At 40.9% G+C, this 24,456-nt stretch carries 21 protein-coding genes; 15 read left to right on the forward strand and 6 right to left on the reverse strand.

Annotation, left to right across the window (positions count from 1 at the left end; translation table 11 throughout):
* Positions 1-468: 468 nt before the first annotated feature.
* Entirely contained in the window at positions 469-1,485 is a 1,017-nt protein-coding gene (gene yejK, locus NQT65_RS03810) for a nucleoid-associated protein YejK (protein WP_004588924.1), read from the reverse strand.
* A gap of 62 nt (positions 1,486-1,547) precedes the next feature.
* Between yejK and NQT65_RS03815 the strand changes: the two genes are divergently transcribed.
* The 6 genes from NQT65_RS03815 (at position 1,548) to NQT65_RS03840 (ending at position 7,316) form a co-directional block, all read left to right on the forward strand.
* The gene (locus NQT65_RS03815) at positions 1,548-1,760 is read left to right on the forward strand and encodes a YejL family protein (RefSeq protein WP_004588923.1); all 213 of its coding nucleotides are present in this window, start codon (positions 1,548-1,550) and stop codon (positions 1,758-1,760) included.
* A gap of 5 nt (positions 1,761-1,765) precedes the next feature.
* Complete coding sequence (locus NQT65_RS03820; RefSeq protein ID WP_256850544.1) at positions 1,766-3,262, forward strand: DUF3413 domain-containing protein; 1,497 nt, start codon at positions 1,766-1,768, stop codon at positions 3,260-3,262.
* Between the two features lie 82 nt (positions 3,263-3,344).
* Positions 3,345-3,824, forward strand: coding sequence for a hypothetical protein (locus NQT65_RS03825; protein ID WP_029772054.1), 480 nt, complete (start codon positions 3,345-3,347; stop codon positions 3,822-3,824).
* Between the two features lie 200 nt (positions 3,825-4,024).
* On the forward strand, positions 4,025-5,743 hold the full coding sequence (gene aceK, locus NQT65_RS03830) for a bifunctional isocitrate dehydrogenase kinase/phosphatase (RefSeq protein WP_256850545.1): 1,719 nt from the start codon (positions 4,025-4,027) through the stop codon (positions 5,741-5,743).
* A gap of 17 nt (positions 5,744-5,760) precedes the next feature.
* Positions 5,761-6,699 (forward strand): LysR family transcriptional regulator, encoded by a 939-nt coding sequence (locus NQT65_RS03835; RefSeq protein ID WP_024032602.1) that lies wholly within the window; start codon positions 5,761-5,763, stop codon positions 6,697-6,699.
* A 173-nt stretch (positions 6,700-6,872) separates the two neighbouring features.
* Entirely contained in the window at positions 6,873-7,316 is a 444-nt protein-coding gene (locus NQT65_RS03840; RefSeq protein WP_096041891.1) for a ferritin-like domain-containing protein, read from the forward strand.
* A gap of 300 nt (positions 7,317-7,616) precedes the next feature.
* On the opposite strand, the gene NQT65_RS03845 is transcribed toward NQT65_RS03840, so the two are convergent.
* Genes NQT65_RS03845 through NQT65_RS03855 form a run of 3 tightly spaced genes read right to left on the reverse strand, consistent with a single transcriptional unit; the run spans position 7,617 to position 12,312 of the window.
* A complete protein-coding gene (locus tag NQT65_RS03845; protein WP_256850546.1) occupies positions 7,617-10,652 on the reverse strand; it encodes a TonB-dependent receptor plug domain-containing protein in 3,036 nt (1,011 codons plus the stop codon).
* Between the two features lie 8 nt (positions 10,653-10,660).
* Complete coding sequence (locus NQT65_RS03850) at positions 10,661-11,740, reverse strand: FecR family protein (protein WP_004588916.1); 1,080 nt, start codon at positions 11,738-11,740, stop codon at positions 10,661-10,663.
* Complete coding sequence (locus NQT65_RS03855; RefSeq protein WP_004588915.1) at positions 11,737-12,312, reverse strand: RNA polymerase sigma factor; 576 nt, start codon at positions 12,310-12,312, stop codon at positions 11,737-11,739. The genes NQT65_RS03850 and NQT65_RS03855 overlap by 4 nt, the downstream gene beginning before the upstream one ends.
* A gap of 119 nt (positions 12,313-12,431) precedes the next feature.
* On the opposite strand from NQT65_RS03855, the gene NQT65_RS03860 reads away from it, so the two are divergent.
* Entirely contained in the window at positions 12,432-12,947 is a 516-nt protein-coding gene (locus NQT65_RS03860) for a DUF2937 family protein (protein ID WP_256850547.1), read from the forward strand.
* Here the strand turns inward: NQT65_RS03860 and NQT65_RS03865 are convergent.
* Positions 12,927-13,814 carry a LysR family transcriptional regulator gene (locus tag NQT65_RS03865; RefSeq protein WP_024032599.1) on the reverse strand — a complete coding sequence of 296 codons (888 nt, stop codon included), beginning with the start codon at positions 13,812-13,814 and terminating at the stop codon, positions 12,927-12,929. The genes NQT65_RS03860 and NQT65_RS03865 overlap by 21 nt on opposite strands.
* 120 nt (positions 13,815-13,934) lie before the next feature.
* Here NQT65_RS03865 and NQT65_RS03870 point away from each other — a divergent pair, with 120 nt between their 5' ends.
* The 8 genes from NQT65_RS03870 to NQT65_RS03905 all read left to right on the forward strand — a co-directional run bounded on the left by NQT65_RS03870 (position 13,935) and on the right by NQT65_RS03905 (position 22,974).
* The gene (locus NQT65_RS03870; protein ID WP_256850548.1) at positions 13,935-14,585 is read left to right on the forward strand and encodes a peroxiredoxin-like family protein; all 651 of its coding nucleotides are present in this window, start codon (positions 13,935-13,937) and stop codon (positions 14,583-14,585) included.
* Complete coding sequence (locus NQT65_RS03875; protein WP_055255349.1) at positions 14,585-15,352, forward strand: haloacid dehalogenase type II; 768 nt, start codon at positions 14,585-14,587, stop codon at positions 15,350-15,352. Before NQT65_RS03870 ends, NQT65_RS03875 begins: the two co-directional genes overlap by 1 nt.
* Positions 15,353-15,732: 380 nt before the next feature.
* A complete protein-coding gene (locus NQT65_RS03880; protein ID WP_256850549.1) occupies positions 15,733-16,341 on the forward strand; it encodes a PilZ domain-containing protein in 609 nt (202 codons plus the stop codon).
* Between the two features lie 57 nt (positions 16,342-16,398).
* Positions 16,399-17,454 carry an agmatine deiminase family protein gene (locus tag NQT65_RS03885; RefSeq protein ID WP_256850550.1) on the forward strand — a complete coding sequence of 352 codons (1,056 nt, stop codon included), beginning with the start codon at positions 16,399-16,401 and terminating at the stop codon, positions 17,452-17,454.
* Positions 17,451-18,344, forward strand: coding sequence for a carbon-nitrogen hydrolase (locus NQT65_RS03890; protein ID WP_004588908.1), 894 nt, complete (start codon positions 17,451-17,453; stop codon positions 18,342-18,344). The genes NQT65_RS03885 and NQT65_RS03890 overlap by 4 nt, the downstream gene beginning before the upstream one ends.
* Positions 18,345-18,395: 51 nt before the next feature.
* Positions 18,396-21,869, forward strand: a complete 3,474-nt coding sequence (gene mfd / locus NQT65_RS03895; protein ID WP_138686074.1) for a transcription-repair coupling factor — start codon at positions 18,396-18,398, stop codon at positions 21,867-21,869.
* Positions 21,869-22,705, forward strand: coding sequence for a peptidoglycan binding protein CsiV (locus NQT65_RS03900; RefSeq protein WP_256850551.1), 837 nt, complete (start codon positions 21,869-21,871; stop codon positions 22,703-22,705). Before mfd ends, NQT65_RS03900 begins: the two co-directional genes overlap by 1 nt.
* 17 nt (positions 22,706-22,722) lie before the next feature.
* Positions 22,723-22,974 (forward strand): hypothetical protein, encoded by a 252-nt coding sequence (locus NQT65_RS03905; RefSeq protein ID WP_004588905.1) that lies wholly within the window; start codon positions 22,723-22,725, stop codon positions 22,972-22,974.
* A 67-nt stretch (positions 22,975-23,041) separates the two neighbouring features.
* On the opposite strand, the gene NQT65_RS03910 is transcribed toward NQT65_RS03905, so the two are convergent.
* Positions 23,042-24,394 (reverse strand): hypothetical protein, encoded by a 1,353-nt coding sequence (locus NQT65_RS03910; RefSeq protein WP_256850552.1) that lies wholly within the window; start codon positions 24,392-24,394, stop codon positions 23,042-23,044.
* Positions 24,395-24,456 lie beyond the last annotated feature (62 nt).

Raw genomic sequence — 24,456 nt, forward strand, 5'->3', positions numbered from 1 at the left:
TACAGCAGAACTTTAACACCGTGAATAATATTAACTTGTAGACGCACAACTTGTTGGCGTGACGGGCAAAGCCCGTAATAAAGGATTTATCCTCGAAGAGATTTAGAGGCGCTGCGCTTTAGAGAAGAAATGAAAAAATAATTGTTTGAATTGGTGTTGTTTTCTCATTTTCTTCTCATTCACTTCTCTTTGTGCAATAGATCTTTATTTGCAAAAATAAATAGCTGCGCTGCTTCTCGCGCAAGCAAGCTTTGCGCCTACAGCAGAACTTTAACACCGTGAATAATATTAACTTGTAGACGCACAACTTGTTGGCGTGACGGGCAAAGCCTGTAATAAAGGATTTACCCTCGAAGAGATTTAGAGGCGCTGCGCTTTAGAGCATTAATAAAACTAAATTAAAGGTAATAAAAAAGCGCGATATAAATATCGCGCTCTTAAATCGGCTTTTAACTAGATCAAATGAGTTTATTCGCTTTCATTTTCCATAAAGCGCTGTAACTGATCTTTTAAGTTTGGTGGAATGCCTTTAATAACCAGTGTATCGGTCGCTTCATTGTAAGTTACGCGCTCACCTAAATGTTTACGCTCAAAACTAACACTAACACCGCCCCCTAAACCCGAAAACTTAACCATACTGGTCACCGTTTTTTTATCGACCGGGAAAGAGTCTTCTAAATCGTAGCTTTGCTCTTTGCAAAAGTTATCAAACGGACTATCGTCACCTTTCGTTAGCGTAGCCGAGAGCTCAGTAACGCTTGCATCTTCACCCGTGGTCACGCAATCGTTACAGTAATCAAATACTTGCTTACGTAATTCGTCTTTTTCTGATTTATCGAATGATTGCTCCGATAAATAGTCTTCAACGGCATTAAGCATCACTTGGCTTTGCTGTTTAGGGTCTATGCCCTCTTCACAACCTAAAAAATCTAAGAAAAAGTCTGCCACTTTTCGACCTGCTCGCCCTTTAATAAAAGAGATATAGCGATTGTCCTCAGCTTGAGTATCCCACGCGGTTAAATCGATACGTGCAGCTAGTTGCATGCGCGATATGTCTAAGTGGCGCGACGCTGCTAAATCAAGCTCAGAGGTCATGCTGTAGTGCTCTTTAATATTGATCATAGCTATTAGCATGTAATCAGTAGCCACATACTGATAATGACAAAATACTAAGTAGCCTGTTTCGCTAAAGGCATATTTATCTAACTCTTCTTTTAAAACAGTAGATGCCTGCTCGGTCATGTGCCAAAAGCCTAACTCGTCATTACGATAGCTTTGCATTGCCGAGGCTACAACACTGTTTTTATCGCCACTAAATGCACAGTAACCTTTACCTGGCTTTGAGTTGTATGCATGATGAAGTTGTTCGATAAAAACAGCGACTTTATCGTTTATCACCATTTCATCGTTTCGTAGGTGAATTTGCGTATCGTCGTCTTTTTTGTCTACATAATGAACGACTAATTTTTTAACGTCTGTTGTCATCTTTGTTTTTCACGCCTCTGGTGTTAAAATACGAGAATATAACTCTTTTATTGAACCAACTGATGCCAATCTTATCAAAATACTCTAATGAAGAAGTAGAACAAATCGTCGATCAGCTCATTGATGTGCTAACGCAACACAATGCGCCGGTTGATTTAAGCCTTATGTGTTTAGGAAATTCTATCACGCATATCCTAAAAGAGCATGTACCTGCAGGGAAAAGACAAGCCGTAACTGAGAACTTTGCAAAAGCACTTGCTCAGTCGGTTAAATAAATTATATGAATTTATCGCAGCACAATCAGTTTTCGTCAAAAGCGAGTCAGTTATTAAGTTGGGGCCACTGGTTCACTTTTGCAAATATTGGTTTAGCGCTTTTTATTAGCCTAAGTTTTTTATTTGCAGATTCACCGCCAACTAGCTTTATGGGTATTACCTATATGTTAGTGACGTGGTTAAGCCATACGAGCTTTATCGCTTTTTTAGCATTTGTGCTGACGGTATTTCCTTTAAGCTTAGTGTTTCCCTACCCTCGACATATTCGAGGTATGGCTGCCGTTATTGCTACGCTTGGGGCGTCTATTTTAACGCTTGATGCGTATGTATACGTTAATCTGGGCTATCATTTAAGCTCTTCTGCGCTACCGGAAATCATTTCCTTACTGTGGCATCGTCTAACTAGCTCGCCCGCCCTTACTACCTTGTTAGCCGGGGGGATTGTTTTACTCATTTTAGGCTTCCAGTTAGTTGTAAGTAACTATACGTGGCAGCACTTAGCGCGTTTAAAACAACTTAAGTTTGCCCGTTTTGCCAGCTCGTTTTTAGTATTATGTTTTGCACTTAGCCACAGTATTCACATTTGGGCAGATGCAAATTTAAAGTTTGATATAACGAAGCAAGATAACGTTCTACCGCTGTCGTACCCTACGACCGCTAAAAGCTTATTAGCAAAAAATGATTTGCTCGACATTGAAAGCTATAAACAAGCTCACAATGTAAGAATTAATAACCAAAATATTAATTACCAAATACCTGCGCCAATGCAAAAATGTGAAGATTACACCGCGCAGCAAGTCGATATTTTTGTATTTGATAGCAACGAGCAGTTAAAACGCTTTGTTGCCAAGCATAAAAACCTACATAAAACTGATCAGTTTTTACAGCCGACACACCATGGCGATAGCTTGTTTAGTTTAGTGTATGGCTTACCTTCTTTTTATAAAATGGCTATTTTATCAGAGCAAACCTTACCTGCGTGGCAAAGTCAGCGCAGAAGCATAGAGCTTGCTGGAATTGAACAGCTAAACTTTATAAACGATCAAGCGCATTCAAACAGCGCAATTAAAATCATTAAAGGTGAAGATAATCCGTCTCCTCGCAGTGACGATACCCATATTTTTGCGTTTAGCTTAGCTAATAATAGCTCGGAAGTAGTTACATCATCGGTGTTATACAGCTCAGATAAGCGAATAGCCAAGGTAGATGGACTTATTCAACCCAGTGATATTATTGCAACCAGTGTAGGCCAATACTTAAACTGTAAGTCTGTGGTTAAACAAACCATGCTAGGTGAAAACCTGTATAAGAAAAAAACGGACACTGGCGTTAATTACTCGCAAGGCGTAGTGATTGCTTACAAAAAAGATAGAATTACGCTAATAGATTCAGACGGTAACTATAAAAATATATCTGCCGCTGAAGGTTTTTCTATTGAGCAAAGCCTCGATATCCCGTTTTTAGTACAAAGTATTAAAAAGCTAAAAACCTACACACAATAGCCCTATCCCTTAACCTAGCTTGCTATAACACCAAGCTAGGTTATATTTACTAAATCATAGTAAACGCTCAGGGATGAACTTAATGCAAAAACACACACTTTTTTTATGCGCAGTAATGGTATGCCCACTTTCTCTGCATGCGCAAAATGCCACAACTTACTATAAATGCGTGACAAAAAACGGCACTATTTTTTCGCAATTCCCTTGTAACGATAACGCTACCGCCTACACAATTAATACAGTATCGGGAATTAATACTGCACCGGCGCAAGATTACACAAAAGAACTAAACGCATTAGAGCGCGAACGAATTGTGCTTGACCTGCAAGCTGAGCTGAGAAGTAATACTAATAAATTAGCGATTATAAAACGTAAAAAAGACCGCGCAGAATACAACCAACAACAGCGCCTCAACCGTATTTTAGATGACGAGGACAAAAAGTTAATTAGCAAAGATATTACCAAGCAATTAAAAATAATAAATAAAGATCATAAAAAGCAAACCACCGAAATTGAAAAGCGCATTAAAAAGCTAGAGAAAAAAATAGCCTCCTACCAATAGCATGGCTTTTGCCATCACACTCAATTATGCTTTAAGCTAAAAGTATAAAAACTGAGAATATTTATCTTGGTTTTAAACTTAAAATAACATAACCTTAACAACTATAGAGTTAAAGCTCTAACGTGTATAACACTACAGCACCACTAACATTTATAAATGCTGTACTAAAATCGTTATATACCCTTTTTTAAGGAGTGTTTATGCAGCCACGCCACATAGCTGAATTAATTTTAACGGGTTTTAAAAAGCATTATCAGCTGTTTCAAAAAACCACCGCCCAAGCCCCGCTTGCCTTTGCAAAGCGCGATTGGCAGCAAATTAATGAAATTAGTAAACTGCGTATTAGTTACTACGATGACAGAGTAAACGAAACCACTAAAGCATTAAAACAAGCACAGTTAACTGAGCAATTAGATGAGCAGCTTTGGCTTGAAGTAAAAATACTGTTCCAGCGCTTTTTATGCTTTCACCCTCAAGCTGAACTTGCCGAAACATTTTATAACTCAGTATTTTGCCGTTTGTACCACAGACGCTATTTCCATAACGACTTTATATTTGTACAAGCCACATTAAAAGATGCCCCTGCCATTCCTGTTGAGGCAGAGTACCGCAGCTACTTTCCAGTGGTGGATGGTTTAAAGCCCACAATAAAGCGCATTATTGAGCATTTTGATTTTAAAGCCCCGTTTGTAAATTTAGAGCGGGATATACGTTTGCTCGTAAAGGCATTTTACAAACAAGCGCCCGACACTCACCACCAGCCTTGGCAAATGCGCTTTGATATTTTGCATGCGCCTTTTTATCGTAACAAAGCAGCTTACATAGTCGGCCGTGTGGTCTCTCAAAGCGGTGTGCAGCCTTTTATTATTGCAGTACTGCACCATGAAAATAAAGGCTTATACCTCGATGCGCTATTAACTAAATCATCGCAAATGCGGGTTATTTTTGGCTTTGCACGGGCTTATTTTATGGTTGAAACCCATGCGCCCTCAGCTATGGTGCGATTTTTAAATCAACTTATGCCTAATAAAACACTCGCTGAGCTTTATAATGCCATTGGGTTTCATAAGCAAGGTAAGACTGAGTTTTACCGTGAATTTTTACATCACTTGTCTCACTCAGACGATAACTTTATTATAGCGCCAGGCACACCAGGCATGGTGATGATGGTATTTACGCTGCCCTCTTTTGGCTATGTATTTAAAGTAATTAAAGATAAGTTTGGCGAAAGCAAACCGTTTGGCCGCGATACCGTGCTTAAACGCTATCAACTGGTAAAAAGCCATGATCGGGTTGGCCGCATGGCCGACACCATAGAATACTCTAACGTCGTATTTCCTTTGGCACGCTTTGATAGTAATTTACTGGCGCAGCTACATAAAACCATTGGCTCATCTATGGTAATTGAAGGCCCGTGGCTTATTATCAAGCATTTATATATTGAAAGGCGCATGACACCGCTTAATTTATTTTTAGAAAACGCCAGCGAAGAAAGTGCTGCCGATGCAATAGAAGAGTACGGCCAAGCACTTAAAGAAATGATTGCGGTAAATATATTCCCAGGCGACATGCTGCTTAAAAACTTTGGGGTAAGCAAACACAAGCGCATTATTTTTTACGACTACGATGAGGTTCAATACCTAACAGATATGAACTTTAGGGCCTTACCTAAGGCCAAAAGCTATGATGATTACTTAACTGATGAACAAAGCTACTCAGTTGCGCCGCAAGATGTTTTTCCTGAGCAACTTTGTACCTTTGTTATGCCAAACCCAAAGTACAAACAGTTTTTGCTCAGTACACATCCCGAGCTTGTTGATGTTAGTTTTTGGAAGCAAGCTCAGCAAAATATAAAAAAGGGTCATGTTAGTCACATATACCCATACCCGACAGCACAACGCTTTATTCATCACTGGTAAGCGTTAAAGGACACACAATGAACATAAGTAAAATAGATTTAAATTTGCTGGTTTACCTCGACACCCTATTACGTGAGTGTAACGTAACCCGCGCCGCTAACCAGTTAAGTATTACTCAACCAGCTATGAGTAACGGCCTTAAGCGTTTAAGAAACTTGTTTAACGATCCAATTTTGGTACGTACCAGTGAAGGTATGGTCCCCACAGAGCGTGCTATAGAGCTACAACCGGTTATTCGCGGTATATTAATGACCCTAGAAGAAACCCTCGCACCTAATCGCGAATTTGAAGCCAGCCAAAGTAAACGTGTATTTAGAATAATGGCCAGTGACTATGCAGCCAGTACATTAGCGCCAAAGCTTTTAAGTAAACTTCATGAAGAAGCGCCCGATACAACCCTAGATATACTTACGCCTAGTGATGTAACATTTCATGATGTTGAAAATGGTAAAGTGGATATGGCAATTAACCGCTTTGAAAACCTTCCGCAATCTTTTCATCATAAACGTATATGGAAAGACAGCTTTTGCTGCTTAGTAAAAGCCGACAACCCAATTATCGAAAACTTTAGCCTAGACAGCTATTTAAAAGCCCGCCATATATGGGTAAGTAAAACCGGCTTTGGGGTTGGCGTAGGGATGGACCCTAAAGATGTACAAAAGCTAGGTTGGGTAGATGAAGCACTTGCCCATTTTGGTAAACACCGAAATATTGCCACGTTTACCCGTAATTACCACGTAGCCATTCATTTAGCAAAAGAGCAAAATTTAGTGGCGACCTTACCTTCAAAGGCTGCCAATATTTACTTAGATGATGCAGGCCTTAAAATTTTAGAGCCTCCATTTCCTATACCGCCTTTTGAACTAGATATGATTTGGAGCCCTTTACTGCATCGCGATGCAAGTCATATTTGGTTACGCCAAAAAGTAGCCGAAGTGGCGGATGAGCTTAAATAACCTTATTACAAAAGCCATGTAAAATTTGCGAGGTTATTTTATTTTAAATAGCCTTGCAGCTTGCTAAATAAAGAAATAATCAATAATTACAACAAGTTAAAAATTAAAATGGAATTGGAATGGCCTTTGCTTTAGTTACTATGAAACTTAAATTCATGTAAAGAGAGGTCATTATGAATACCCATCAAGGAACAGAAGCAACTCATATTACTGACATCATCCAAGTAATGAACAGTGGCATTGATTTTTATCAAAAAGCGCAAGAGAAAGTTGAAGACCCAGCCATTGGCGCATTATTTCAACGCATGATTGACGCACGAAAAGTAAGTGTTGAGCGCTTACAACCTTATGCTGTTAACGAAAAAGGTGAGCGTGAAGACGGCTCTTCTTTTGCTGTAGAAGCACGCAGAGCTTACACAGCCCTACTTACTACGTTTAGCTCTCATAACGATAAAACATACGTTAAAGAGCTTGAAGAGGTAGAAGATAAAACACTTGAAGAAATTAAAGCAGCGATGGATAAACCACAGCCAGCCGACTGTGAAGCAGCCTTAGCGAAAACCTTGCTAACGATGCAAAGCTGCCACACCGAAATGAGCCGTATGCAAAAGCATTAATTTTCAATTGCATATATTTAAAACCCAGCCTAGCCGCTGGGTTTTTTATTATTACAACGTCCAGTTTATACCCTGCTATGTATAGCCAAGTCCAAAATGCCTCATTTAGTATTATCAAAGCCATACAGGGGGTATACCAATCCGAAATAATGTTTAATTAAGCGAATTGGTGTAATTTAACGCTGAGGTAAGGCATTGCACAATAAAATCGCGGTTGAGAAATAAATACTAAAAAGGCTAAATACAAAAAAAGGGCCTTACGGCCCTTTGAACTTAAATAACATAAGGGAGTGTTATTTATTAAAAACGGTATTCTGCGCCTACGTAGTAATAAGCACCATTAAAGCCAAATGGCGCTGAACGGCGAGAGTATTCAAATACCCCATCGCTGCTTACAATCGTATTGCCATTTGAGTCTACAATTGTGCCCGAGCGTGAGTTACCAATGGTGTTTTTATCTGGGTACACGTCAAATAAGTTATTTGCACCAATATTTACAGATAAATCTTCAGTCACGAAGTAGTTAACTTTAACGTCAGTTAAAATTTCTGCACCGTAGGTTTGGCGTCCGCCATCTTCTACTGTGTATTCACCAAAACGGTTAAGTGAAAGGTTTACAGTCCAATCACCACGCTGGTAAAGCGCACTTAAGTTGATGCGATCTTCTGGTTGCCACTCTTCAATAATTGAAATTTCTTGATCAGAGAAAACATCTTCAACCGGTACGGTTTCAAGCCCTGAGCCCGATGGTGTAAATAACGATACCACCTCAGTTTCAGTAAAGTTAGCTGCTAAAGTAAAATCAAGCGTGCCACCTAATCCCTCGGTATTCCAAGTAGCTACAAAATCAATACCCGAAGTTTCGGTATCTGCACCATTTAAGAAAAACTGCCCTGCACCTGCGCCTGAGCTGATTAATGCAGCATCTAGGCTTGAAGAAAGCCCTTTACCTAAACGGTTACTAATTACTATGCGGTCGTCAATATCAATTGAGTAGTAATCCACAGTAACATTAATGTTATCCGTAACGTTGTAGACAATACCTAAGCTGCGGTTTTGCGATTTTTCTTCTTTAAGTTTTGGAATACCTAAACTTTGTGCAAGGGTTGAATCGTTTCTGAATGTACCTACTTCTTCAGCAACTAATGAGCCGTCTTCAGCCACAACAAATTGTGTGCTGATATTGTTAAAATACAATTGCTGCATTGATGGCGCTCTAAAGCCTGAGCTTAATGCACCACGCAGTGACACATCATCAGTAATTGCCCAGTTACCCGCAAGCTTAAAGTTTACTGTGTCGCCAAAGCCTTTGTAATTATCGTAACGCAGTGCGCCTGATAAAATGACATCTTCAATTAGGTAGGTTTCTGCATCAAGGTAAAACGAAATTACATCGCGTGACTCATCAACCGATGATGCCGGCGAAGAACCACCAAAACCTTGCGTACCGCCAGAGGCATCTTCAGAGCCTACACCGCCACTTAAACCACTATAAATACTTACCCCATCAAGGGTGTCGTAATCACGATAAGCATATTCGCTGCCCTCTAAAATACGGTATTCATCGGTACGAATTTCTGCACCCATAGCCAGTGAGTAGTCATCAAAGTTTTGTGTAAAATCTATATTAATGGTTTGCAGTGATAACTCCATGCCATAGGCATAGGCTTCACGTGGAATAGTACTGCGAATATCAGCGGCACTTAAACCTTGCTCGTAACGTAAAAAGTTAGCGTACGAGGCATTGATTGTGTCACTTGTTGTGTAATCAATGCTGTTTTCACCGTAGGTGTACGATACATCTAAACTTGCATCGTTATCAAAGTCGGTTTTGTAACCAAAGTTGTAAGAAATATCATCAATTGTGGTATTAATTTTGGGTAAAAAGCCTAACGGGATAGTTGCATCGTTGTCTTGTAAAACAGGGTTACCGCCCGCATTTGCATTATGACGGAAAAACGCTGCTGATTCGTTATCGCGCGTTGAATAAGTAATAAAGCCATACAGCTCACCACCACCTAACTCATACCCTGTATTAACGGTTAAGCCAAATTGTTGTGAGTCGGCATCGCCAATACGAAAAGTGTCTCTGTCGGCGGTCAGTTCACGTGGATCGCCTGCCAGTAAAGTACCGTCGCTAAGCTCTGTACAGCCATAAAACTGACACGAGCCGTGCAAACCTGCGCGGTTAGTAGGCGAGCGGTCGCGGTAATTAAGTGTTGCATTTAAGTAGCCGCTATCACCTAGGGCAAACCCTTTATTAAAATCAACGTTTACTGTTTCGCCATCACCCTCTGAGTATTGGCCGTAATTAACCGCTGCTTTGCCGCCTTCGCTGCCATCTTTTAGTACAATATTAATTACACCGGCAATTGCATCTGAGCCGTATTGCGCTGCTGCGCCGTCTCGTAAAACTTCTATACGTTTAATAGCTGAGGCTGGAATAGCATTCATATCGGTACCTGCGGTACCACGCCCTACTGAGGTATTGATATGAATAATACTTGCCTGGTGGCGGCGCTTACCATTAATAAGCACAAGTGTTTGGTCAGGCCCTAAACCACGCAGTGTTGCAGGTCGTAAGGCATCAGTGCCGTCACTGATTGACGAGCTTGAAAAGTTAAATGAAGGTGCAATAGATTGCAACATACGGCCAACTTCGGTTTGGCCTGTGTTTTCAAGTGCTTCAGCACTTAAAATATCAACGGGTACGGGTAAATCTTCTACTGAGCGCCCTGCTACGCGGCTACCTACAATAGCAATTTTTTCTATTTTCTCTTGTGCAACATCCTCTGCTGCATTCACACCGTGTGAATTTGCTGCAAGCAATGCTGGTAATACAGCTGCACTAACCCCTGAAAGCTTCATCATGTTGTTATCTTTCCTATTGATTTGTTTGAGTTTTATACTCAGTAAACCATTTTGATCAACAACCGCATCGAGCTCAGTCCCACTTAACAATGCTTGCAGTGCATCTAATTGGGTATAAAAACCATAAACCGAATTTGCTTGGTAATTTTTTGCCAACTCATAAGAAAACACCACGGTTTGCTCTGTTTGTTTAGCAAATTCTATTAAGGCTTTGTCTGCTCGCTGCGCTTGTATATCAAATTGCACCATTTGCCCAGTGGTCTGTGTTGCCCCTTGCACACTCAAGCTAAAAATAGCCGGAGCAAGTACACTTAAACCACTAAATAAATGCGTTTGGTTACTGCGCAATTTATATAAACAGCTGACAAACAAAATTCCTCTATAGTTTTTTTTCTTTTTTTTAAACTTTTTTTTACTAATAACATTTAAAGATGCAACTTCACCTAACATTTGTTTGATATGCATAACATTTCTTATGATTTAGTTTGCTGTGTTAGGCTCACCATATGTTCACCTAAACGCTCATGCTCAATTGCAAAGTTAGTCTGTAAACTCTCAAGTAGCCCCTCAACATCGCCAGCTTTAAATACACCCGCCACTTTTATATTGGCAAGTTCATCGCTTGAAAGCTCAAAACGCGTAGAGGTGTAGCGGCTCACTTCATTTAATGCATCACTTAAATGCTCGCCATTAAAAATTAACATGCCATTTTGCCACGCTAAATCACGCTGTACATCATCCACAGAAAGCTGTGTGATAGGTTTAGTAATGCTTTGCTCTATAATTGCTTTTTCACCAGAGATAACAATATTGGCATTGATTTTACGTACTTTTTTAGCGTTATTATCAGCCAGTTGGTAGTCTTTAAAATCGTTGGCACTTACCGCAACACTTGGGTCGGTGATCATCACTTTCCCTTCGGTTACAACCAGCTCTAAATCAGAAGAGGTATTGCGTTGTACATTAAATACAGTACCAAGTGCCGTAAAGCTCTTATCGCCAGCCATCACACTAAATGGGCGCGATGCATCTTTTGCTACATTAAAACGCCCTTCACCCTTGCTCAGTAATAACTGACGACGCCCTTTGCTATAAGCTACCTCTAATAGGCTATTCGTGTTTAATTGCACTATGGTGCCGTCGGGTAAAACATACGTGGCTTGTTCGCCCACCTTCGTTGTATAAATTTTGGTGTAATTTATTTTAGCCAGCTCTTCGTTGTAGCCGTTTTCAAGGTTAATTAATAAGTAACTACACACCATTAATGCTGCAAATAAGCTCGCGGCAATGGCACTAGAAAACGCCCATCTTTTTTTCTGGGGTTGTTTTACACTTCTATGCGGAAATAAACTGCTTAACTCGTTTAATACGGCTAATTCATCCCATAGCTGCGCAAGTTCGTAGACGGCATCTTGATGGGCGGTACTTTGCATCATCCAAAGCTTAAATTGCTCTTTTTCAATTTCGCTTAAGCCCCTATCAATTGCGCTGATCCATTGGCAGGCTTTTTCTAAAATTAAATCTTTTGATGTGAATTGATGAACATTACTCATTTTGCTGCCCTCTCAATTGATAGAGCCGAATTACAAGCAGAATTATGCGCCGCAGATTGGTTATGATTTTGTTCATGTTCTTTCATGTATAACATGGTTTGTAATAAACCTTTGGCAATGTGTTTTTCTACTGTGCTTTCACTTAATTGCATGTGCTGGGCGATTTCTTTTTGGCTCATACCGTACACTTTTTTAAATATAAAACATTTACGGATAGAAGAATTTAGTTGATCCGTTGCTCTGCAAAAAAGTAAAAAACGCTCTTTTGAGGTGTACTCATCCTCAAGTTGTGAGGATTTAAGCAGCGGGGGTAATTCTGCGTCGTGCTCTAACGAGTCATTAAACTTGTTATCCCACTTGGCTATATGATTAAGCGCTAAGTGCTTTGCAGTTTTAAGCATGTAACTGCGTCTAAACTGAATATCTTGTTTTAAATCAGCTTCGTAGCTTTTAATAAAGGTTTCTTGCACAATGTCTTCTACGTCATCGGGCTGTACAATACGCGACACAAAGCGTTTTAACTGCTTAGTGATATCAACAAACGTTGATGTCATATTTACTTTGGTAGTCATCCTTAACATAGGCCTATTGTTATTTTTATTACCGATAGATTACGAGTTTTTGGCATAAAAACAAGCGCAAATGTTAATTTAGCGTTGTTTAGGTGGATTTTGAGTAAACAGGAGATCAAATGAGTAAATTATTAGATTACATAAGGCTCAGTTTTTTTGCAGCAGGTTTACTATTAGGGGTACAAATACCAGCCTTTGTAAGCGACTTTGGGCACGCTTTAGATGCACATTTAATTGAAGCGAATAACGCATTAGCCCCGTTTAAAAAAGATGCTCAAAACTACTTTAACAACGATTTAAATAAGTTAATTGCCCACTATGAAAATATTGGTGATGATATTGTGGGTAAAGGGGCTACCCATATTAAAAGCCTCAATAATCGCCAGCACTCTTTACAAGCGGCAGTTAATAACTTTAACCAATCGCCCTATTTATTTACTTTAACCAGCGACTTTCTCACTATTAAAAAGCAAGTATGGCAACGCTTTGAAGGGCAAATAGTGTTAAAAAAAGACTCCATAATAGCAGCGCTTGTTTGCGCCATTATTATTGCTATTTTTGCTGAGTTTATTGGCTTTGTAACCTTGTTCATTATTAAGCGCGGGTATTACCGCTTATTCATAGCTGGCAAATAAAGACTTCATAAACTCATAAAACACCTCGGTTTTACGGGTTGTTAAGCTATTTTGAGGCCGTAAAAACCACACCGGCGCGTCGCTTTGGGCCATTACATTGGGCATCACCTCTACTAAGTTTCCGGCACTTAGCTCATCGTTAATCGCTATTTTAGATTTAATGGCTATGCCATGTCCGGCAAGCGCTGCTTGCGTCATGTTATCGGAATTAGAAATAGTAAAGCGCGTTTTGGCATTAAAGGTGTGTATTTTATTATTTTCATCATACAGTTTTAACTGCCTTTGCCAGGGCAAACACACCCAATAGTGCGTGCTCAGTTCGCTAAGTGTGCAAGGCATACCATGCTTTTTTATATAACTTGGCGCAGCACATAAAATCCGGGAGTTGTTGACAATTTTACGAGAAAGCAGGCCAGAATCGGTTAATTGCCCTACTCTAATTGCCACATCTTGTGCATCATCGACCACATTGACAAAATGATCAGTAATTAAAAAGTCGAGCTTTAGTTGCGGGTATTGGGTTTCAAACTCGGTCAACTTAGGCATAACATACTTTGAAAAAACCCACGGTGGCATAGTCACACGTAATAACCCGCTCACTGAAGAGCTTCGTGCGCCAATGCTGTGCTCTGCATCGTGCAAGGCTTCTATAATAGCCCCTACGCGATGATAAAATAGCTCACCGGCGGGCGATAACCTCACTCGTCTGCTGTCTCTAAACACTAACACGGTTGAAAGCTCACGCTCGAGCTTGCTTAGCCTGTGGCTTACTGTTGCCGGCGACAAACGCTGCTCACGCGCAGCTGCAAGCACCCCTTTATTTTCTACGACGGCAATAAATGTTTCTAGGTCACTTAAATTATACATACATTTGGCTAGGCAGTTTTTAGTATTTAATATTTTCGAATGAAGCTTTCAGTTTTGCAATATATATTTAAATAACTAAAACACCCATAATCGCCATACAGTTATATTCGAGATTTAATAATGAGTTTAAAATCACAGATTGATGCCTATAACGTGCAAAAAGAAGCGAAGCTACCTGGCGATGTATTAGCCCTTATGGCGCAGACAAATGAAGAGCTCATTGCTCAGCATATAAAAGATAATGCGCTACAGGTAGGCGCTAAAGTAAGCAATTTCAGCTTAAACAATCATAGCGCTGAGCAAGTTGAGCTCGCTGATTTATTAAATAATGGCCCGGTAATAATTAGCTTTTATCGTGGTAACTGGTGTCCATATTGTAATTTAGAGCTAAAAGCACTTAATGATCACTTATCCGAATTTAAAACACACAATGCGCAGTTAGTTGCGATATCACCACAATTACCCGACGAGACGTTATCTAGCGCACAAAAGAATGCCCTTGAATTCGATGTGCTTTCAGATATTAATAACAAGGTAGCCGAGCAATTTGGTTTACTGTTTACTTTAGACGAGCGTATTGTGGCGCTTTATAGCCAGTTTGGTATTGATTTTGAAAAGTACTACGGCAATAAAAGTTATACATTACCTTTACCAGCAACCTATGTAATTAACCAAAAAGGCATAATTACGTATGCCTTTTTAAACGAAGACTATACCCTACGCGCAGAGCCTACTGATGTATTGGCAGCCCTTGAATCGGAGCAACACTAATGTCTATTTTAAAATCGTTAAAAACCCTTACCCTATCACTTCTTGTTGGTACTAGCCTTGCCTCTGGCTACGCTATGGCTGAGGAGCCACAGGCACAAGCGAAACCTAAAGTACTTATTTTTGATGTAAACGAAACCTTGTTAGATTTAACCTCCATGCGCACCTCTATTGGTAAAGCGCTTGGCGGGCGTGAGGATTTATTACCACTTTGGTTTTCGACCATGTTGCATCATTCACTCGTTGATACTGTAAGTGGCAATTACCACGATTTTGGTCAAATTGGCGTTGCATCGCTGCGCATGGTTGCCAAAAATAACAACATAGCTATTACGAATGAACAAGCAAAAACAGCCATAGTCACCCCGCTTTTAACCCTACCTCCTCACAAAGATGTGAAAGAAGGACTGGCAAAACTCAAAGCACAGGGCTATAAGTTAGTAAGTCTGACAAATTCTTCGAACAAAGGCGTTAAAGCCCAGTTTGAGAGCGCTGGATTAATGTCGTTCTTTGATGCGCGTTACAGCATTGAAGATATTAAAATTTATAAACCAGACTTACGTGCCTATGAGTGGGTGCTAACAAAATTAAATGTAAAAGCAAATGAAGCAATGATGGTAGCGGCGCACGGTTGGGATGTAGCAGGCGCTAAAGAAGCCGGGTTACAAACAACCTTTATAGCCCGCCCAGGTAAAACACTTTACCCACTGGCAAAAAAACCAGACCACGTTGTGAAAGATTTACATGAATTAGCCGCTCTACTTAAATAAGCACCCCAGCGCTAATTAATCAATACCCAAGCGGCCGATGTTAGGATGACATTGGCCGCTTTTTTTATTAGGGCGTGTTGATTTTTAATAGTTGAATTTGCAGCAGTGTGTTTGGTTTTTAGGCAAGACAGAGCCTATAAGTGTGGTTATTCCACATAAATAGGCGAAACGCAGGAGCAGTTATCATGTCCACTAGGTTACAAACCTCACGCCGCAATTTAATCGCCCCTAGATTGAACAAATTTCAATCCGCAAAGTTCAACACGCCCTAATCAACATTCTTAAAAACTGGCTTATAAACAAACCATTTAGCATTTTTATCTGCTAGCAATTTACTCCCCACAACGCTACTATTTAATGAATACGCAGTGGAGATAATTATGAACAATCAAAGATTAAGCGAATTTGAAGAATACTTTCAAATAAATGAAAGCATTCGAGTAAACTTATTTGCTGTAGAAAATCAGTTAGTGCCGCAATCTCAACTCGCGCTTGAAGACGACATACCACCTCTATTTAAGCTAGCTAACGAAGTCAGTGAGCTTGAACAGGCCTCTTTAAGACCCCTTAGAAACTTAGGCGATTTAGCACAAGAGCTGGCGGCTTTTTTACAAGCACAGTCGCGTAAAATTGATTTAATAATGAGCCACATTTTAGCCTCAGAGCAAGCTCAAGATAACGCCATACAGTGCGATAGCTACGGCGGAGGCGGCATTCGCTTTACTTCGCCTGATGTATACGCAATAGGCCAAGCATTTAGAACAAAGCTATTTTTGCACCACGAAGCCTCAGCCGTATACTGTTATACAGAAGTTGTGGCCGTTGAAAAACAAGACAGCGAACACTACCAATACACATTACTGTTTACTGCAATAAGAACCACAGACCAAGAATTAGTTGTCAGAGCCAGCTTACATGCACAAACACGCCAGCTAAAAAAACGCCAAGAACTCGAGCAAATTGACGATGATTCTAGCAGCGATAAATAGCTGACATATGCATGTAAAATGCTAAACTAGCGCCACCGTAATTTGTATCAAAACTTCATGAACTTTAGACTTTTACCTGAATGGGCTGAGCAAGACGCCGTTATGCTTACCTGGCCACATGCACAGACCGACTGGGCTGATACGCTTGAACGCGTAGAGCCTGTTTATGTTGAGCTTGCAACGCATATCACAGCCGCGCAGCAGCTTGTTATTGTTGCCCATAACACGGCGCTTAAAAGCCACATTACTGCCTTGCTAACAAAAGCGAATATAAACTTAAGCCACGTGCACTTTGTTGTTACACCAACAAACGATACCTGGGCACGGGATCACGGCCCTATTACCTGCGCAAATATTGACGACGCTCGCCAACTTAAAATTTACGACTTTATCTTTAATGGCTGGGGTAATAAGTTCGAAAGTGCCCTCGATAATAAAATTAACGCCGTACTGGTAAACCAGCTAAGTAATCCAAGCACTGATTACCAAGCCCTAAATGTGGTACTTGAAGGTGGCGGCATTGAAATTAACGAACACGGTGTGTTGCTTACAACCAGCGAATGTTTACTGAATAAAAACCGCAACCCCGAATTATCATCAGGCGATATTGAGTCAATTTTAACAACGCATTTAGGCGCAACTGACTTTTTATGGGTAGATCATGGCTACTTAGCTGGTGACGATACCGACAGCCATATCGACACACTGGTCCGTTTTGCCCCCAATAATACACTTGTGTATGTTAAGTGCGATGCTAAAGAAGATGAGCACTTTAACGCATTAGATGCGATGGAAAAGCAGCTGCAAAGCTTTAAAACGCAAAATAATACCCCATATACGTTAATTGATTTGCCGTGGCCAAAACCAGTGTTTGATGATGACAACACCCGTTTACCGGCAACGTACGCAAACTACTTGATTATCAATAATACGGTTTTAGTCCCTACGTATAACGATGACAACGACGCACTGGCGCTAGCGCAAGTTCAAAAAGCGTACCCAGCGCACACTATTATTGGCGTTAATTGCCTACCTATTATTGAACAATTTGGTAGTTTACATTGCATTACCATGCAGTTACCTCGTGGATTTTTAGCTGGAGCAGCACAATGACAAGCCCTGCAAAATTAACCGTTGCCTTAGTGCAACAAACTAACAGTGATAACGCCTGCCAAAATATGGCAAAGTCGATTGCTGGCATTCGTGATGCTGCTAAGCAAGGCGCACAGCTTGTGGTTTTGCAAGAGCTGCATCGTAGTCTGTATTTTTGTCAAACAGAAGATGTTGATGTATTTGACTTAGCCGAAACAATTCCGGGCCCAAGCACAAATACACTGGGCGAGCTTGCTAAAGAGCTAGGCATCGTTATTGTGGCTTCACTGTTTGAAAAACGTGCCACCGGGCTTTATCACAATACCGCGGTGGTACTCGAAAAAGACGGCACCATTGCGGGTAAATACCGTAAAATGCACATTCCTGATGACCCGGGCTTTTACGAAAAATTTTACTTTACCCCAGGCGATTTAGGCTTTGAGCCAATTCAAACCTCAGTGGGTAAATTAGGTGTTTTAGTATGCTGGGATCAATGGTTCCCTGAAGCGGCCCGTTTAATGGCCATGGCTGGCGCAGAAGTATTAATTTACCCAACTGCAATTGGCTGGGACCCACGTGATGATAACGCAGAGCAAACACGCCAAAAAGACGCGTGGGTAATAAGCCAACGTGCGCATGCGGTTGCGAACGGCGTACCCGTTATTAGCTGTAACCGTGTAGGGCACGAAAACGACCCTAGCGGACAAAGCGAAGGTATACAATTTTGGGGTAACTCGTTTATTGCAGGGCCTCAAGGTGAAATGCTCTCAGAGGCGAACAATACTGATGAGCAAATTTTAGTAGTAGAACTTGATCAAAAAGCCTCTGAAAACGTAAGACGTATATGGCCGTACTTACGCGACCGCAGAATTGATCACTATCAAGACTTAACAAAAATTTACCGAGACTAAATAACTGCATGGCGTTTGTGAGCAAACGCCAACTATAAAATGGAGCACTAAATGGCGTTTGAGCAATGGGCAGCCTTGCCGTGGGTAAAATCTCAAAAAGATAAAATTCAATGGGGGCAGCTAACTGGCAGTGCACTAAGTATAGCCATTGCAGAAGGTGTAAAGCAGCAAAACGATTTAGTGCTTATAGTTACGCCAGATACGCCAAGCGCATTACGGCTTGAAACCGAGCTCGAATACTTATTGCCAGATAACCCGGTAATGGTATTTCCTGATTGGGAAACCTTGCCGTATGACCATTTTTCTCCGCACCAAGATATTATTTCAGCGCGCTTAGCCACTTTAAACACTTTAAAAAACGAGCAGCAAAGCGTACTTATAGTGCCTGTATCTACGTTAATGCTACGTACTGCGCCTGCTTCGTTTATTTATGGCTCTACTCTTAATTTTAAAGTAGGCGATAAACTCGACACCCATAACCTGCGCAGTAATTTAGAACAAGCAGGATATTTAAACGTACAACAAGTAATGGAGCACGGCGAATACGCAATACGTGGCTCTATTGTTGATTTGTACCCAATGGGCAGTGTGCACCCATTTAGGCTCGACTTTTTTGACGATGAACTCGACTCTATTCGTTTATTTGACGTAGAAACCCAGCGCTCAGATGAAAAAGTAGATAAAATTGAGTTACTGCCCGCGCATGAATTTCCAACCAACGAAGCAGACGTTGAGCGTTTTAGAATAAATTATCGCGATAAATTTGGTGCCAGCTCAGAGCAAGACTCTGTTTACATGCAAGTAAGCAAAGGTACTTGGCCTGCCGGTATTGAATACTACATGCCGCTGTTTTTTGAAAAGCTTGCCACCATTTTTGATTACTTGCCAAACACCACTACGGTTATGCAACTAGGTGATTTAGAACACGCCGCAGATACCTTTTGGCACGATGTAAACGTACGCTACGAAAACCGTAAAGTAGATCCCCTGCGTCCACTACTGGCGCCCAGCGAGTTGTATCAACCTATTAATGAGTTGTTTTCTAATTTAGGTGAGTTTGCACGAATACGTTTATCGCAAGCTAAATTACCCACTAAAGCAGGCAATAAAAACTTAAATGTGAGCGAGCTGCCCGCAGTACGAATCGATCATAAACAACACGAACCCTACGGCGCATTTATTAACTATGTGGCAGAGCAAAAAAAGAAAAAAAGCCGTATTTTATTAAGTGTTGAGTCTGATGGTCGCCGCGAGTCTCTATTAAGCGTGCTTAAGCCAAGCGGCTTAAAGTTTAAAGAATTTGAAAGCTTACAGCAATTTACACAAAGCCAAAGCGATGTAGGCTTAATTGTAAGCCCTCTTGAGCAAAGTGTTGTACTGGGCACAAAACCTAGCCTTTCTATTATTACCGAGCAAGAGCTGTTAGGTATTAAAGTGTCGCAACGCAGGCGCCGTAAACATAAATACGAAGCAAGCCAAGATGCGTTAATTCGTAACTTAGCTGAGCTTAAAGAGGGCCAGCCAATTGTGCACCTTGATCACGGTGTTGGTCGCTATCAAGGCCTGCAAACAATTGACGCGGCAGGTGTAATCACTGAGTTTGTTACCATAACCTATGCCGGTGAAGCAAAATTGTATGTGCCGGTATCGGCACTGCATATGCTAAGCCGTTATTCGGGCGGTGAAGAAGCAAGCGCCCCGCTTCACAAACTTGGCTCAGATGCCTGGGAGAAAGCCAAAAAGCGTGCCGCCGAAAAAGTACGCGACGTAGCCGCCGAACTATTAGATATTTACGCACAGCGCCAAGCAAAACCAGGTAACAAATTTGCACTCGATGGGCAAAGCTATCGCCAATTTAGCGACAGCTTTCCATTTGAAGAAACCGACGATCAGCGTAATGCCATTGAAGCCGTACTTGGTGATATGCAATCAAAACTTGCTATGGACCGTTTAGTGTGTGGTGATGTAGGCTTTGGTAAAACAGAAGTGGCTATGCGCGCCGCGTTTGTAGCGGTTAACGATAACAAACAAGTCGCCGTGTTAGTACCAACCACTCTGCTGGCTCAGCAACATTATGAAAACTTTAAAGACCGCTTTGCCGATTTCCCTATCGAAGTGGGAGTGTTGTCGCGCTTTAATTCAACTAAAGAGCAAAAAGACACGCTTGAAAAAATGGCAGACGGTAAACTTGATATCGTTATTGGAACGCATAAGTTAATTCAGCAAGATATTAAATTTAACGACTTAGGTTTACTGATTGTTGATGAAGAGCACCGCTTTGGTGTGCGCCAAAAAGAAAAAATAAAGTCATTACGTGCTGATGTAGATATATTAACGCTTACTGCAACGCCTATTCCGCGTACTTTAAATATGGCGATGAGCGGCATGCGTGATTTATCAATTATTGCCACCCCACCTGCTAAGCGTTTAGCAGTTAAAACCTTTGTACGCCAACGCGACAGCGACTTAATACGCGAAGCCATACTGCGTGAAATTAAACGCGGCGGCCAAGTGTACTTTTTGCATAACAATGTTGAGACTATTGAGCGAGTCTCGCAAGAGATCAGCGAATGGGTGCCAGAGGCTAGTGTCACCTCTGCTCATGGGCAAATGCGAGAGCAAGAGCTTGAGCAAATAATGACAGACTTTTATCATCAAAAATACAATGTACTGGTATGTACCACCATTATCGAAACCGGTATTGATGTGCCTACTGCTAATACTATTATTATGGACAGAGCCGATAAACTTGGCCTTGCGCAATTACACCAATTACGCGGTCGTGTTGGGCGAAGCCACCACCAAGCGTATGCTTATTTATTAACCGGCGATGCTAAAGCACTTTCTAAAGATGCCACCAAACGCTTACAAGCAATTGAGTCGTTGGAAGATTTAGGCGCAGGTTTTGCCCTTGCTACACATGATTTAGAAATACGTGGTGCGGGTGAGCTATTAGGCGACGATCAATCAGGGCAAATGCAAACTATTGGCTTTAGCTTGTATATGGAAATGCTAGAGCAAGCGGTTAATGCTCTTAAAAATGGTAAAGAGCCAACGCTTGAAAACCTGCTTCAGCAGCAAACTGAAGTTGATTTAAAACTCCCTGCCTTGCTACCTGATGATTACATACACGATGTTAATGCGCGTTTAGGTATGTACAAGCGCATTGCAAGTTGTGCTAACCTTGCCGATATGGACGAATTACAAGTAGAGCTAATAGACCGCTTTGGTTTATTACCTGATGCCACTAAAAACCTATTTAGTATGCAGCAACTCAAAATGCGTGCTAGCGATTTAGGAATTACCAAAATAGAGGCAAACCCTAAAGGGGGATACTTTGAATTTAGCCAAAATACGAAGGTTAATCCTAGCTTCATCATAGGCTTGATACAAAGTGCACCCCATGTGTACAAAATGGATGGCGCAAATAAATTGCGCTTTGCGATTAATGAGGTAAACCCTCGTGAACGCTTAAAAATGGTCACTGCAATGATTGCAGATTTCGAAAAAAAGGTTAGCCATTAATGTTGCTAAAAAAATCGCTTATCGTGTTATGTTGCTTATTTAGCAGCACCGCATTTGCAGAACGTTGGTTTGAAGTAGAAGTGCTGGTATTTAAACAGCGCCCTGCCCCCTATTTACAAGAAGACTTTAGCTTAAAGCACGAGCCCCTTAAGGCGAAAAATACGTTAGAGCTACTCACCCCTTTATACACAGAGCAAGCTATGCAGGCATGTATAGATGGCGATAGTCGCTTTCAAAAACGCTCGTTTACCGATTCTTTAGTTAATGCCAACCCACAATCGGGTGTGTGTGATAACAGTATCGACTTTATGAAAAGTTACGACGAGTTACCCGTTACGCCATTAGCACCGGCACAAGATACGATGGATGAGCCCTATTTACTCGCACCAGAGCAATTACAATTTACTGCCCAGCGCCGCGCTTTAGACAGAAAAGGTTTAGCCCCGCTACTACATACCGGCTGGCGCTTTGAAGGGGCAAGTAAATCGCGTGCGCCAAGCATACATTTAATTTCTGGGGATCATATAAAACGCGACGTTAACACTACGCCTAATTATTCAAATCCCGACTTTATTAGCCTAGTACAAAGTAAGCCACAGCTATTTGATAGCTCAGAGCAGCCCTTAAGCTATTGGGAGCTAGATGGTTTATTTAAAATACATTTACGCCACTACCTTTACATAACCGCTGATTTTGACGTAAACGAAAAACTACCTAATGGGGATATAGAATCTGCCCGCTTTTCACAATTTAAACGTGTAATAAGTGGTGAAATCCATTACTTTGATCATCCTCGTATGGGCATGATTGTACAAATACGCAAGTATAAACACTAAATCAATAGGACATAACAATGAAAAAACTCCTGATCATCGCAGCAACGCTAAGCCTGGCAGCTTGTTCAAAAGTAAGCCTAGAAAACTACGAAAAAATTGAAGTTGGCATGGATAAAGCCGAAGTAGAAGCTATTTTAGGCTCTGCTGATAACTGCGTAGAAAAAACCCTACATACTAATTGTGTATGGGGTGATGAGTCTAAAAACATTGAAATAACACTCGTTTCAGACAAGGTAACTATTTATTCTAAGCACGGTATTACACAGTAATACTGCGTTAAATTAGGTAAATTTACATGACACTAAGGGATAGCCGTTGCTATCCCTTTTTTATTTTCTATTTTTTAGAGTAAATAAGTTCAATATTAACTATTTTACTGCGATTAAGGGTTATTTTGTAACGCTGGTATAAAGTTCTTTCCTCGTATTTTAATACCATCACCAAATTTAACTGGTAGCGCCTTTCAACCGCTTGCTTTGATATTTTATTACCATCTAGATGATACAGCTTGCCCTCGCCGCGTTTTAAATACCGTGCAAAAGGCGCCAAATTAAAACGCATACTTTGCTGTAGAGTATCGTAGCCTGGTAAAAACTCTTTGGCAGAAACACGTGTTTCACTAGCAAAATGCAGCCACTGCGCGGCTAGCTTGTTTTGCTGACGCCTTTTTGAAAATATTGTTTTTACTTCACTAGGGATTTTTTTAAAACGCATGTACTCAAGCCACACAAACTGACTTGCAACGCGGTCTTTAGTGATGCTGTTTTTAAATACAAACCGCCATTTAGGACGCCCGCGTACAATAGCACGCCAAATTACCCGTGTAATGTCTTCTTTAAATATCTCACGCAAGCCGTAAATAACCCCTAATATTAAAATAAGGGTAGCGGTAACTTCGGTAAAGGTTGAGCGCGCATTAAGTATAACCACCATTACAAATGCCATAATGACAGCTGTAACCGTGCCTTTTACTAAACGCTTTAGGTAACTATTTAAATAACGCGTATTGCGATGCAAAATAACGCCGTGCTCTATAAGGCGCTGCAGTAAACGCATTTTATTTGTAATGCGGTTACCATCTTGCAACGTGGTTTCTGAGTTGTAATTTTGCTCAAACCGGTATGTATTTTCGTTTTTACAAAATTGCAGTAAGTCGTTGCGCTCTTTCGCAAAGTCACTGCTGCGTGGGCCTTCATCTAATAGTTTTAAAAACGACTGCTCCACATGCCAACTTAAATAGTTATCGGCATTGGTGTAAAACGGCACCAGTTTTTCATCATCGGGAGTATATCTGCGCAGCTTTTTTAGCAGCCCTTCACTTTGCTCAAACAGCTCTTGTGCACGGGCATAAAAAGCATCCACTTCTTGAATTTTTAATGCATCTTTAATATCAGCGTCGAGCGCTAAACGCACCTGATAACAGTACAAATTAAGGTTTTGGCGGTAATCTTGTTGCTCACCTTTGTTTTTACTAACAAAGCGGCTACGCACTAAGGGTAAGTGTATGTTTTTAGCGTTATAAGCTAAGTGCGATTTAAAGTGGTTATTAAAATAAGATTCTTCACTGAGGGTTTGCACGTTTATACCCATTTCATTGGGTATAGAAAAATACAGGTCGATACGCTGCTCAGAGCGCGGGGATAACTCTGGTTCTATGACAAAAGATAAATTTTCGTCTTGTTTTATCAAACAACTCTCCTTTTATTGAGTGTATAAGTGTACTGGTCTCCTTAATTTTGTTCAATAAAAAA

This window comes from Pseudoalteromonas agarivorans, from assembly GCF_024518735.1.
Lineage (GTDB): Bacteria > Pseudomonadota > Gammaproteobacteria > Enterobacterales > Alteromonadaceae > Pseudoalteromonas > Pseudoalteromonas atlantica.